The organism is Bacillus sp. RO1 (assembly GCF_012524115.1).
Classification (GTDB): Bacteria; Bacillota; Bacilli; order Bacillales; family Bacillaceae_I; genus Sutcliffiella_A.
In genome coordinates, this window is the sequence record NZ_JAAZWB010000049.1 from 1 (window position 1) to 13,540 (window position 13,540).

The window sequence follows — 13,540 nt, forward strand, 5'->3', positions numbered from 1 at the left end:
ATCTCCACAAATGGCTTCGCTTTCCTAGGGGCGGTGCTTGAGCCTCCTCGCTCCGCTGCGGGGTCTCAAGCTACCGCTATCTCCCTCAGGAGTCTTCGCCTTTTGCTCCAATCAACAGCTGGTGCAATCCAAAAAATAAATGTATCTTTTAAACGAAAAAAGACCCGAACTAATTTAAGATTTTAAATTAGTTCGGGTTTTATTTAGACTAAAACACTTTTGTCCCAGCCTCTCTTTTTTTGTTATGATTCTTGTCAAACACCGCTGTTGATTTCCGCAAACGGCTTCGCTATCCTAGGGGCACTGGTGGAGCCTCCTCGTCTTCGCCTGCGGGGTCTCCACCTAGCGCGAACTCCCTCAGGAGTCTTTGCCTTTTGCTCCATTCAACAGCTGTGAATCCATAGGAACTTCATTTTCTTTATAACCTAATTATTTTTCATTGTTCCACTTAACAGAATAATGAGATAATGTAGTTGAGATGCAAAGGGGGATGACAGATGAGTATTACAATGGAAATGATTCATAGATGGGATGAAGAGGATTGTTTAAAGAAGTATCGTGAAGAATTTTACATAAAAGAAGGTTCTATTTATATGGATGGGAATTCGCTTGGGCTTCTTTCAAAAAGGGCAGAATCAGCACTTCTGAGCCTCTTGGATTCATGGAAACATCACGGGATAGATGGTTGGACGAGCGGGGAGGAGCCTTGGTTCTATTTTGCTGAAAAGCTAGGTGAATTGAGCGCGCCGCTTGTAGGTGCAAAAAAAGAAGAAGTGATGGTTACAGGTTCTACCACAAGTAATTTACATCAATTGCTTGCAACTTTCTATCAGCCAAAAGGGAAGCGGACAAAAATTGTTGCAGATGAGTTAAACTTTCCTTCCGATATTTATGCGATTCAAAGTATTTTAAAACTGAAAGGATTAAATCCAGAAGAGCACTTAATTAAAGTGAAGAGCAGGGATGGACATACCATATGTGAAGAGGATATCATCCGACAGCTTAATGAAGAAGTGGCCATTCTTATTTTGCCAACAGTTTTATATCGTAGTGGGCAGCTGTTTGATATACAGAAAATCACAAAAGCTGCTCATGAAAAGGGTGTTATTGTCGGTTGGGATGGATGCCATTCAGTTGGTGCCATTCCGCATGAATTTCACCTTTGGGATGTTGATTTTGCATATTGGTGCAATTATAAGTATTTAAACTCCGGTCCAGGAGGAGTTGGGGCATTGTTTGTCCATGAACAACACTTTGATAAAACACCTGGGTTAACAGGCTGGTTTGGATCGGATAAGCAAAAGCAATTTGATATGGAGCATTCGTTTACACCTGCTGCTACAAGTGGTGCCTATCAAATCGGGACACCTCATATCTTCAGCATGGCTCCGTTGCTTGGATCTTTAAAGATGTTTGAAGAAATTGGGATAATGAATATCAGGGACAAATCACTCCATCAAACTAGAGTGATGATGGAACTAATTGATCAAGAGCTTTCGGAATATGGATTCCATGTGACCAATCCAGTGGATGATGTTTGTCGTGGAGGACATGTTAGTCTAGAACATCCAGAAGCTGCACGCATATGTAAAGCATTGAAGGAGCTAGGAGTGGTGCCAGATTTCCGTAAGCCCAATATCATTCGACTTGCCCCAATCGCACTATACTCCACTTATAAAGATGTTTATCAGACAGTGCAGATTCTGCGAACTATTATGGAAGAAAAACATTATGAAAAATACTCCAACGAAAGAGAAGTAGTTGCTTAAGGAGGCAAGATTATGAGAATGTATGACATATCAAGGCCACTTAGTGAGGACACTCCAACATGGCCAGGTGATACTCCGTTTCACTATCATGTAAACTGGTCCAAGCAGCATACAGGATCGGTTAATGTGGGCAGTATAAAAATGAGTGTGCATACTGCAACCCATGTGGATGCACCATTTCATTTCGATGACAAGGGAAAGCGGATGGATGAATTGGACCCTTCTATCTTCAAAGGACCTGCCGTGGTTGTGGATGTGAGAGGGCATCATATAATAGAACGAAAGTATGTAGAAGAAGCTATTAACCAGCACCATGCAAAACGAATTCTTTTTAGAACGGATGCATGGAAGAGCGAAGGAGAGTTTCCGGAACAAATCCCAACACTTTCTTTAGAAGTGGTGGAAATGTTAAAGGAAATGGAAGTGCCTTTAATTGGTGTAGACCTTCCAAGTGTAGATGTGTTGGATAGTAAAGATCTACCCATCCATCATAGCTTGCATCAAGCCAACATTTGTATACTTGAAGGAATTGATTTACGTGAAATAAATGAAGGAGAGTACGAGTTGATTGCCCTGCCATTGAAAATAAAGGGTGCTGATGGAAGCCCGGTGAGAGCGGTACTCATAGAAAATATGTGGTAGAAATTTGCTTTCCCTTCTTTGTTTTCATAAAATAGACAGTAATCTATTATGGTGAGGTACAAGGATGAAAAAATGGCTAAAAATCAGTTTAGTTACCTTAGGAATTATTTTCGGTGTAGTAGCTGTAGCATGTCTATTTCTAGTTGCAACACCTTATAAATTAGTAAATGAAGAGAGCTTGGATTCGACAAAAGAGGTCACAGTAAAAGAAAACAGGAGTTGGATATCTTTCTTTCCAACCGAAGAAAATGATGAAGCTGGCATCATCTTCTATCCTGGAGGAAGAGTAGAAGCTGCTGCTTATGCTCCATTGGCTAGGATGGTGGCGGAGCAAGGGGTTCCTTTTATTATAGCAAAAATGCCTTTGCACCTTGCTGTATTCAATTCAGATAAAGCGGATAAGATCATTGACGAGTATGATGATCGGGAGTGGGTGATGGCTGGTCATTCCCTCGGCGGTGCAATGGCCGCAAGATATGTGGCCAACAATCCAGATAAGGTTACAGGTTTGATCTTAATGGCGGCATATCCTCCAGAAGATGACGATTTATCGTCATTTAAGGGGGAAGTACTCACATTCGAAGCCCAACTTGATGGTGTTATTGATGAGAAAAGGTTAACAGCGGCCGATTCCCTTCTACCATCACAGACTTATACGCTTATTATCCAAGGTGGCAATCATTCTCAGTTTGGAGATTATGGCCTACAAAAAGGGGATAATGAGGCAAGCATCTCAAAAGAAGAACAATGGAAACGAATCGTACAAGGAATCGTGAGGAGCTTTTAAGGCTCCTCTTTTTTATGCTCTAATTAATAATTCCCGTTCCTGTAATTTCCACTGTCACATTCGGTACGATCTCAATGGTGGGATACACTTCCCTCCATTTAATATCGTTCCAGATTTTATTATGATGAACCTTAATATGTTCTCCGATTCTTAATACATCACTTTTGGCATCTTGAATGATGTTAATCACTTCTTCGGACTGTGCCGTTAAATGCTGCGTTGCTTTTTCTTCGAGCTCCTTTACCTTTTCTTTATCCACCAAATGATTTTTTGGATACTCGGCAATAGCACCAGTTACTTTTAAATCTATTGTTACTTTAATAGCAGATGGAGAATGGACGCTTGTTTTTATATGACTTTTGGCTTTCGAGATACTTAATGTCATGTAACGATTTTGTAGATTTTCCTCTTCTGGATGAACAAGCATATTCACTTGTGCCACTTTGGCTTTTTCATTAGCAAGCAGTAGTAAGATTGTAGATTGTTTGTCGTCAAGAGTTATGCCGGTATAGGATCTATCGCTTATCAACCCCATACCAATTACTTCAATATCATTCATCTCAATTTTTTTTATTACAGGAAGGGAAAAGTCTGCGCTAGGATTAAACATCGTGGGACAGACAGTCTGAACGGTTTCATTATGAATAATGGTATTTTTCTCTGAATTCACCAAAAGATCCGAAATAGCTTCCGTTAAAAGGGTTTCTTTAATAGATTTCATATGGAGGATATCTTCTGCTTTTCCTTCCACTATGGCGAGCTTTGCACCGAGAGGAGCCTTTGGGTCACGATATAAAATATCAAGTATGGAATAGATATCCTTTTTTGCGAGTTCTTCCCCCATTAAATACACCCTCATTTTACTTGGTGAAAATTCTCCAGGTATTCGCTTATCCAGGCTTAATCGCGTATCTCTTAAAGTAATTCCCTGCCCCTCCACCACTGCAACCGTAGCTTGTCCAGGTTGTCCACCGACGCTTAATTTTTCTGTTTCTCGAATAGCAATATGAGAAACGATTTCATCACTTTCTCCCAGATCGAATGCAACGGTAAACACTAATTTCAAATCTTTTAAAAGCCGCTGATCCCAGCAGCCTGTCATAAGAAACATCGCCAATATCAAGCAAACCATAATGTGAAGCTTACGACGACTCATAGGTTTTCCTCCTGTTCGTTTTCTTTTTCAATAAGGCGATCAGCAAGAAAAGAAAGGGTAATATAAAGGCAAAAACGAAAATAATATATTGAAAAACTTTATTTATATCCTCAATAATAAATTTGTTTTGTAGAAAGAAGCCTGATATGAATATTGGTAAGACAATAATAGGTACAAAAGGTGCATGGGATTGTGTATGAAATAATTCCTTTAAGCCTTTGCTTGCTTGATATAAGTAAATAATGAAAGAGTTTGTCATGGGAATTACCCATATGGACAAGAATATAAGGTCAAGCCTTTCAATTACTTCAAAGGATATAGCCTTTAACATATACAAGACAGGCTCTGGAACTAGTGTGATTTCTTCTGGGCTGAAGATAATTAAACTTGTAAACACAAGAAAACCATAAATGAGCACAGTTGTTATATTGGCAAAAGTGAGCGTTTTTGCTGTCTTTTGTTTGTTTTTTATCATAGGGTAAATCAATAGGATGAGTTCAAAGCCTGTCAAAGCAATTAATACATCCTTGATTGCCAGAATAATATTTTTTATTCCACTCTGACCCACAGGTAAAATGTATGCTATATTTGCATCCCGATAAACTGTTGCAATAAGGAGGATGAAAAACACAATGACGCCTGTAGTTAATCCGAAAAATCTTGCGATGATTAAAATATTGTCCGTCGCTAAATAAACAGCAATGATAATAATCAGTAAATAAAGTACCCAAAATGGCGTCAGGGGAAGTATCCATTTGTTGATTAGTCCGGTTTGTAAAACAGCTACAAGGCCAGCGACGGCTGTAAAATAAAAGATATAGGAAACGATGAGAAAACTTCCGAATATCCTGCCAAAGAGATGACGTAAAATCTGAAAGAAATTTTTTTCGGGAAAACATCTGGAAAGGGTTAAAGAAATCATCATCCAAAGTTGAATCACAAAACCCGCCAAAAGTGTGGATATCCATCCATCCCCTTTAGCGGTACTATGTACAGCGAATGGTAAGGAAAGGATACCAACGCCTATTTGGGCCTGAATAATAAGGAAAAACAACTGCCCTTGACTGATGTTTACTTTACTGCCCTTTTGCATAGAAAAACTCCTTATTATACCTTCTTATTTTTCTTTTGTGGCATCGTATCACTAGGTCTCTTTTTAAAAAGGGGCAATGGGACTCTGACTAAAGTGTCTTTCATCTCTGTCCATCTTAATGTGGAAAATGGTGCGAAATAAGGTGTCCCAAAGGACTCGAGTTTACATAAGTGGATAAGTAGAAACATAAAAAAGAAGCTCATTCCAATTAAGCCGAACATAGCTGCCATGAGCATAAACGGGAAGCCTAACAATCTTATGGAGGAGCCCATCTCTGTAATCGGTACAATAAAAGAAGAAATTGCTGTAATGGCAACCACGATAATCATTGTATTAGATACAAGGTTGGCCTCTACCACTGCAGTCCCGATAACCAATCCCCCTACAACCCCGATCGTTTGCGCGATTCTGCTCGGCAGCCTAATAGAAGCTTCTCTCAAAATCTCTAAAGTAATCTGCATGCCTAAAGCCTCAATCAGAGGAGGATACGGTACGTTCTCTAAGGAGGATTTAATAGAGAACACAATTTCTGTCGGTAAAACTTCAAAATGAAACGACACGATGGCTATATATAATGCAGGAAGAGCAATAGAAATCAGGAATCCCATTATCCTTAAAAAACGAATAAAAGAACCAAAATACCACCTGCTGTTGTAATCATCAGGTGATTGATAAAAAGTGAAGAAGGTGGTTGGAGCTATTAAGGCACCAGGGCTGCTTTCGGACATGATGGCAATTCTTCCATCCATTAAATTGGCAACAGTACGGTCTGGCCTTTCGGTGCTGAGCATGGTAGGGAAAATGGAAGAGTTTTCGCTTACAAATTCTTCGATATATCCTGGTGCCAACACAAAATCAATATTTATTTCTGATAATTTTTGCTCAATAAGGGATACCGTTTTTTTATTTGCTATATGATCAAGGTAGATTAATCCAACCTTTGTATGAGAATCATTGCCAATGGAAAAGTACTTTACCTTAAGGTTTGGATTTTGTATACGTTTCCTAATTAAAGAAATATTGGTAGAAAGAGATTCAACAAACCCATCATGTGCACCGCGTATAATTCCTTCTGTCTCAGGTTCTTTTATATCTCGATTGTTGGAAAAGGGCACTTCAAAAATATAAGCAAGGTCTGAATTTTTGCTAAGAACTATACAGCCTCCTTCAAGTAAGTACTGTGTAATTTCTTTCATACTATTTGTTTCTTTAACTAATGAGAGAGGTTGTTTTAAGTCGTTATAACTGATTTTATTACTCTTAAGTGGTTCTATAATTCTTTCTTGAACAAGCTTTTTGTCAATTATGGTTTCTATATAAACTAAATAGGCTTCCTCATCTTGTAGGTGGAGATATTCCATGATGAAATCCTCTGAATGAACAAACCTTTCTCTTAAGTGAAGAAGGTTTTCTTCGAGTTTTGTCGTCAATATGAGCGGATCATTATTCGTCATGGTCTTCTTCACCACCTTCAAAGCAAAATCTTTCCACTTACTTTATTTTCCTATGACAAGGTGGTAATTATGCATAGTAGAAGAAGTTCTTTTGTTATACTTAAAGAAAATGAGATCTCAGGGGTTATTTGATGAAGAAATTGTCCGTATCAGTTAGAAAACTTGTTGAATTCGTTATGATGGGTGGAAGCATTGACACAAGATTTGCAGGCTCCAATGTTATGCAAGAGGGCACGCGGACCCACCAAAGACTGCAAGCTGAGAGAGGAGATAATTATGAAAAGGAAGTTTATCTTTCCATTGAAATGCAAATAGAAGAATATGAACTGCATGTAGAAGGAAGATGTGATGGTATCTATCGCAATGAAAACCAAGTCATAATAGAGGAAATTAAAACAACTGCAAGGGATTTGAACACTGTAACAGAAGAAGATTTTAAAGCATATTGGGCTCAGCTGAAAATGTATGCGTATATATATTGCTTAAAAAATGAACTAGATAAAATAACAGTCCACATGGTATATGCCAAAAGGGAAAACAAGGACGAAAAGACTTTTGAAAAACAGTTTGAGATGAAGGAACTACAAGTATTTGTCGAGGAACTAACAAAAGAGTACCTTAGCTTTCATAAACAATTATGGAAATTTAGACAAGCTAGAACGGAGAGTATTTCAACACTTACGTTTCCGTATGAATCCTATCGAAGGGGACAAAGAAATCTGGCAAAAGCAGTTTATAAAACCATTCGGGAAGAAAAAAGGTTGTTTGCAAAAGCTGCTACTGGAATCGGGAAAACTATTGCCACCATTTTTCCGGCGGTTATCTCCTTGCAGGAGGGGAAGCAAGAAAAAATAATGTATCTTACTGCCAAAACAGTCACAAAAATGGTGGCAGAAGAGGCATTTAGGCTACTTATTGAAAATGGATTGGACATGAAAATTGTCACAATCACTGCGAAAGAAAAAATTTGCTTTCAAGAAGAAACCATTTGCCAAAAAGAATTTTGTCCTTTTGCAGATGGTTATTATGACCGTCTGAAGGAGGGTATTAAAGATATTCTAGAGAATGAGCGTTTGATGGATAGGAGAACAATTGAGATATATGCAAGAAAGCATCAGCTCTGTCCATTTGAGTTTTCGCTTGACCTTGCGATGTTTGCTGATGTGGTAATTTGTGATTATAATTACTTTTTTGATCCTAAGGTGCGGCTGCAACGGTGGGGAGATTTCCATAAGGAGACGATCCTGTTAATTGACGAGGCACATAATCTAGTGGACAGATCACGTGAGATGCTCTCCGCTTCTTTGTCAAAATCAGTTTTTTTACAAGCCGCAAGGCAAGTAAAGGGGACAGATGAAGAATTGTATATGAAGATCAAAGCAGTCAATGACTCTTTGCTGAAGTGGAAAAAGCAAATCCTCGTCACCAACGAGTTTGTATTTGATGATAAGCCTTCATTATTAATTGAAATATTGGTTGCAGCATTGGAAGCTTGTGAACAATGGTTGATTCGAAATCCTTCTGGGATGGCTCATCAAGAAATATTGGAAGCCTACTTTGAAGGTCTGGATTTCCTAAGAATAACAAAAGTCTATAACGAGCGATATAAAACCATTGTGACGATTTATAAGAGTGAAGTGTTGGTCAAGCTTGCTTGTATGGACTCTTCGGCCGCTATCAAAGAGTCTACAAGTAAGGCAGTTGCAACGGTATTCTTCTCAGCTACCCTTCATCCGCTTGGTTACTTTCAAACCGTTTTGGGCGGGGAGGATCAGGATTATCATCTAATTGTTGATTCACCTTTTCTCCCTGAACAAATGAAGATTTATGCCAAAAACATTTCAACCAAATACCAAGATAGAGAAAAATCCATCTTACCTATTGCGGAGACGATCAGGGAAGTGTTCCATCCAGAAAAAGGAAACTATCTCATCTTCTTTCCTTCGTATGAATATTTATCTTTGGTATTTGAAGCATATGAGAAGCTCGCGTTGGAAGATTCCATTGAAACACTGGTGCAACAGCCTGTCATGACAGAAAAGGAAAGAGAAATGTTTCTAGAGTGCTTCAACCCTGCAAGGGAAGGAACCTTTATAGCGTTTGCGGTGCTGGGAGGGATTTTTTCTGAAGGAATCGACCTAAAAGGGGACCGGTTAAAGGGTGTTGGAATTGTGGGTGTGGGTTTACCCAGAATTTCTCTTGAAAGGAATGTCATGAAGGAGCATTTTCAAAAACAAGGTCAGAACGGTTTTGATTTTGCCTATGTTTATCCTGGTATGAATAAGGTGCAGCAAGCAGGGGGAAGGTTGATTCGAAGTGAAGAAGACACTGGATTCATTCTGCTTATAGATGATCGTTACTTCCACTCAAAATATAGGAGTCTTCTTCCGCCAGAGTGGCAAAATTTCATTCGGAAATAAAATTTAAGAATAATTTACAATAGCTTTATCCTGTATCAATATTTTTTGGGTATATTCTAAGTAATTAGGATCGTAGACCGAAACCTTACCTTTTTAAATGTAGCCTATGAAAGGGAAGTGAATGATAATGAGCAGGAAACTCCAACAGGCGTTAGAGCAGCAACGTGAGTATTATATAAATAAACTTCTGTTAATCGGGGTGTATGACTCGCTGGTGTTGGATGGGATGACAACGTCTGAGTTGAAGACGGAGTACAATTATTTCTTTTATGATGTACCTAGTAAGAAAGTCAGTCCAATAAAGAAGGCATAACCCTAATTGCTAGGGTTATGCCTTCTTGTACATTTATAGTACCTCATTAACTGTTTCACTCCGTTGCGGGCGCTTCGCTTTCCGCGGGCGGTCCGGGAGCCTGCTCGGCAAGCCTGCTGGTCATTGAAAAAAGTCATTGATTTTAGATGTTGTTCAGACACCGCTGTTGATTTCCGCAAACGGCTTCGCTTTCCTAGGGGCGGTGCTTGAGCCTCCTCGCCTCGCTGCGGGGTCTCAAGCTACCGCTATCTCCCTCAGGAGTCTTCGCCTTTTGCTCCAATCACCAGCTAGAAATCATAAAAAACTTTACAGTGGCCATAGCATGCCTTCGTTGTCTCCCTTGTCCCTTCCTCCCGCAGGACAAGGAAGGCTACGGCAGCGATTCATCGCACGAAGAAAATGCGCTAGCATTTTCAAGGAGTCTACGCGCCTTCCACTTCGTTCAACTATGTTACATGATTATGCCTTTTCGCCTCTTAGGCTGTATTGTTTTGGTTTTTCTTTTTCTTCTTGTGGGCTTTCGATATGGAGTGTTCTGGTTGGGAAGGCAACGACTACGTCTTCTTCCTCAAGAATCTCCATGATTCTAAAGTTGATATCCTCTTTTACTTCTAGATATTCGCCCCACATGACAGATTTGGTAAAGAAATAGAGGAAGATATCTAAGCTGCTAGCTCCAAAACTATCAAAGCGGACAAGAATCGTTTCTTGATCGATCGCCTCATGGTTACGAAGCATATTCTCAATTCTTCTCACTACTCTTTCTAAACTAGTGCGGGTTGTATCATACTGCACGCCAAGCTTAAAGGTTATTTGTCGTTTGCCCATTTTTGACCAGTTTGTAATCGGTTCATTTGATAATGTTGCATTGGGAACGGTAACCACAGCTTGAGCAAAAGTCCTTACTTGTGTACTGCGGAAAGAGATATCCTCTACTACACCTTCTACACTTGGAGTCTTAATCCAATCCCCCATCGTAAAAGGCTTTTCCGTTACGATGATAAAGCCACCTAATAAGTTTTTCAGGGATTCCTGTGCGGCTAGGGCAAAGGCAAGTCCACCTAGTCCTAATCCTGCTACGATTGCACCGACATCATATTCCCACACTTCCAATACAATGCTAAACGCAAGAGCTATTAGGATAAATCGCAATACTTTTGTTACAAACGGCATGACTATTTTGTCTACTTCAAATTCTAATCTAGTGGAAAGGTTGGTAAATAGATTAGAAGAATAAGGGATGAAATTGAATATACCCCAAGCAAACAGTGCAATGATGGAAGATCGCATCAGTTTAGATAATGTTTGTGCCTCCATTAAAGAAAAAGGCGCTGTTTTTAATGCGAAAAATATCCCGAGTATCACAAAGAACATTCTTACGGGCTTATTAAAGGCAAGCACGATATAAGTAAATAGATCAGTGGGTGTCTTTTGGGAAATGGCTAAAAGTCCTTTAAAGAAGTACTTTGTAAACAATTTTCTCCATAAAAGGAATAGCAGGAGTATGAGTAAGGAAACCCCCATATCAATCCAGAAATTCATATCCGTCCAATAGTCGGCAGTCCAGATACTGGTGAACCAATCAATTGTTTTATTCACAGGCACAAGCCTCCTTAGGGTGAGTGCATTTATTAAAGTTTTTTGGCAAGAAATTTTTTTGCGAATCTATCATAAATCACTATATTACTACGAAGTGTTAAAGAATTCAACGGTAAGCAAAGGGGTAAAATGGTCAGAATAATTAATAATTTCATAGAATTATATAGCCATTAGTGGTAGAATTTTACTATATTGAAAGTGTTTCGGATTTCGTGGGATTATGGGGGGAAGTCATGGGGGTTCTATGGAAAATAACAAAGTCCTTTCTGTTCTTTTTGTTTATCGCTGTGTTACTTATATTGGCAGTCTTGTTTCCAAGGCAGCCTGACATAGCTGTTCATGGAAGGGCTCAAACGCTGGAATATGGGTATGAATTTTCGTGGGCAGCATACCAACACAATATTTCTATCTTTATTAATGATGTAAAAGAAAATAATACACTGGGTATGACGAGGTATAATAAACCGGCTGAAGAGGAACTCTGGCCTCATTTAGGAAGAAGTCTGAAAGTAATAGGGGCAGCATGTGCTATCACCATTATCTTTGGAATACTAAAAGGGATTTTCGACTTTTATGACCGTAATAATGGATGGAATTTGTTTGGAAAAGGGTTGACATGGCTCATCCAATCAATACCGGATTTCTTTTTAATTCTCTGCCTGCAATGGGTGATAATTTTTCATTTCCCATTTATTAAATTGTTTGGCCATACCCATTGGTTTAGTTTCTTGATAGCAGGATTGTTGGTGTCATTGTATCCAATGCTTTATGTTGCTAGGATCACCTCTGCAACGCTTGGAAACGAAAAAGGGAAACCGTATATTCAAGTTGCCCGTTCCAAAGGGTTGTCAAAAGAAAAAGTGTTGTGGAAGCATATGCTAAAAAACAGCCTTTATCCAATCATGTCCAATCTTCCAGCTGTCATGCTCTATTTATTATCCAATCTTCTCATAGTGGAATGGTTTTTGGATTACAGGGGAGCAGCCTATAGAATGTTTCAAGCACTCGATGTAAAAAGCTCTTTATCAGGGAGTATGCGTTATGTGAATGAGTCGGGGCTTATTATCGGGTTCGGTTTAAGTTTTATGGTAATTGTATTTATCGCGCAAGTCCTTTCCATCCTATTTATGAAGAAACTTGAACCAAGGTAGGTGAGCGGATACGATGAAACGTAATTGGACGTTAATGTTAGGAAGTGGCTTTTTTCTTTTTTTAGTACTAATAACCTTAATAGGACCCTACCTGCCTTTTATAGACAATGTATTAGAGTCCAAACGCATTATTTTCACGGACTCTGGAGTGGAAACGGCACCTTTTAAGCCTTCAGCTGATTTTCTATTAGGGTCTGATAAAGAGGGAAGGGATCTATTAAGCATCATAGTGGTCGGGGCAAGAGAAACTCTTGGTTTAATTTTGACCGTTGCCGCCTTACGCTATGGAATAGCCATTATACTGGCAGTCCTATCAGTAAATAAAAAGGGTCCATTTCATTGGATTCTTCAAGGATGGAATCAAGTGTTTTCTGCTTTGCCGGTCATTTTTTCAGCAATCATTCTTTTGAGCTTACCTATAATCTTTTTCCATGAACACCGCTTCTTCTGGGCAATCGTAATATTGGCAGCGATCGAAGTGGGAAGGGTCGGTACAGTCTTGCAAAGTCAGTTCCATATGATAAAAAAGACACCTTATGTAGAAGCGGGTATCACTGTCGGAGTATCTCCGCTCACTCTTTTTACAACATATTATTTGCCAAATGCCTTGCCGGATTTGGTGGTTCAGTTTTTCCTTGATATGGGCAGGATTGCATTGCTGATTGGACAGCTTGGTATTTTTAGTATTTTTATTACTCAGCAGTTTGTTCAGTTAAGCTATGGATCAGGTATTATTGAGAATACAAGTTTAAATTGGGCGACGATGCTTGGTCAAGCGAGAGGGGATTTGTTACGAGCGTTTTGGATCCCATTTTTTCCAGCGCTAGCACTAGCTTTTACAGTTCTAACCTTTAATGTCTTGGGAGAAGGCCTACGTAAACACTTCCACCGGTTAGAAGCGTAGTAATTAGATTTCAAGCTGTTGATTGGAGCAAAAATGCGAAGACTCCTGAGGGAGATAGCGCGAGGTGGAGACCCCGCAGGCGTAGCAAGGCCACTGAAAAACTGATAACGAAAATTTTTTATAATTCATAGCTGTTGATTGGAGCAAAAGGCGGAGACTCCTGAGGGAGATAGTGCTAGGTGGAGACCCCGCAGGCGTAGCCGAGGAGGCTCCAGCAGCGCCCCTAGGAAAGCGAAGCCATTTGCGGAAATC

At 39.5% G+C, this 13,540-nt stretch carries 11 protein-coding genes; 7 read left to right on the top strand and 4 right to left on the bottom strand.

The genetic code is table 11. The features are described from left to right. Positions 1–497 precede the first annotated feature (497 nt). The 3 genes from kynU (at position 498) to HC179_RS05440 (ending at position 3,198) form a co-directional block, all read left to right on the top strand. Positions 498–1,769, top strand: a complete 1,272-nt coding sequence (gene kynU, locus HC179_RS05430; RefSeq protein ID WP_168863413.1) for a kynureninase — start codon at positions 498–500, stop codon at positions 1,767–1,769. Between the two features lie 12 nt (positions 1,770–1,781). After that, complete coding sequence (gene kynB, locus HC179_RS05435) at positions 1,782–2,411, top strand: arylformamidase (protein ID WP_168863414.1); 630 nt, start codon at positions 1,782–1,784, stop codon at positions 2,409–2,411. 64 nt (positions 2,412–2,475) lie between these two features. Continuing rightward, complete coding sequence (locus HC179_RS05440) at positions 2,476–3,198, top strand: alpha/beta fold hydrolase (protein WP_168863415.1); 723 nt, start codon at positions 2,476–2,478, stop codon at positions 3,196–3,198. 19 nt (positions 3,199–3,217) lie between these two features. Here the strand turns inward: HC179_RS05440 and HC179_RS05445 are convergent, their stop codons facing one another. Genes HC179_RS05445 through HC179_RS05455 form a run of 3 tightly spaced genes read right to left on the bottom strand, consistent with a single transcriptional unit; the run spans position 3,218 to position 6,901 of the window. After that, a complete protein-coding gene (locus HC179_RS05445) occupies positions 3,218–4,354 on the bottom strand; it encodes a Ger(x)C family spore germination protein (protein WP_168863416.1) in 1,137 nt (378 codons plus the stop codon). Then, the gene (locus HC179_RS05450) at positions 4,341–5,447 is read right to left on the bottom strand and encodes a GerAB/ArcD/ProY family transporter (RefSeq protein WP_168863417.1); all 1,107 of its coding nucleotides are present in this window, start codon (positions 5,445–5,447) and stop codon (positions 4,341–4,343) included. The genes HC179_RS05445 and HC179_RS05450 overlap by 14 nt, the downstream gene beginning before the upstream one ends. A 14-nt stretch (positions 5,448–5,461) precedes the next feature. Next, positions 5,462–6,901, bottom strand: a complete 1,440-nt coding sequence (locus HC179_RS05455; RefSeq protein ID WP_168863418.1) for a spore germination protein — start codon at positions 6,899–6,901, stop codon at positions 5,462–5,464. Positions 6,902–7,032: 131 nt separating this feature from the next. Between HC179_RS05455 and HC179_RS05460 the strand changes: the two genes are divergently transcribed. Then, on the top strand, positions 7,033–9,321 hold the full coding sequence (locus tag HC179_RS05460) for an ATP-dependent DNA helicase (RefSeq protein ID WP_168863419.1): 2,289 nt from the start codon (positions 7,033–7,035) through the stop codon (positions 9,319–9,321). A 127-nt stretch (positions 9,322–9,448) separates the two neighbouring features. Continuing rightward, positions 9,449–9,634: a stress protein gene (locus HC179_RS05465; RefSeq protein WP_148986905.1), complete on the top strand. Its 186-nt coding sequence runs from the start codon at positions 9,449–9,451 to the stop codon at positions 9,632–9,634. A 459-nt stretch (positions 9,635–10,093) separates the two neighbouring features. On the opposite strand, the gene HC179_RS05470 is transcribed toward HC179_RS05465, so the two are convergent. Beyond that, entirely contained in the window at positions 10,094–11,233 is a 1,140-nt protein-coding gene (locus HC179_RS05470) for a mechanosensitive ion channel family protein (protein ID WP_346775122.1), read from the bottom strand. A gap of 233 nt (positions 11,234–11,466) precedes the next feature. On the opposite strand from HC179_RS05470, the gene HC179_RS05475 reads away from it, so the two are divergent. Further along, the gene (locus HC179_RS05475; protein ID WP_168863420.1) at positions 11,467–12,384 is read left to right on the top strand and encodes an ABC transporter permease subunit; all 918 of its coding nucleotides are present in this window, start codon (positions 11,467–11,469) and stop codon (positions 12,382–12,384) included. A gap of 13 nt (positions 12,385–12,397) precedes the next feature. Continuing rightward, on the top strand, positions 12,398–13,288 hold the full coding sequence (locus HC179_RS05480; RefSeq protein WP_168863421.1) for an ABC transporter permease: 891 nt from the start codon (positions 12,398–12,400) through the stop codon (positions 13,286–13,288). Positions 13,289–13,540: the final 252 nt, after the last annotated feature.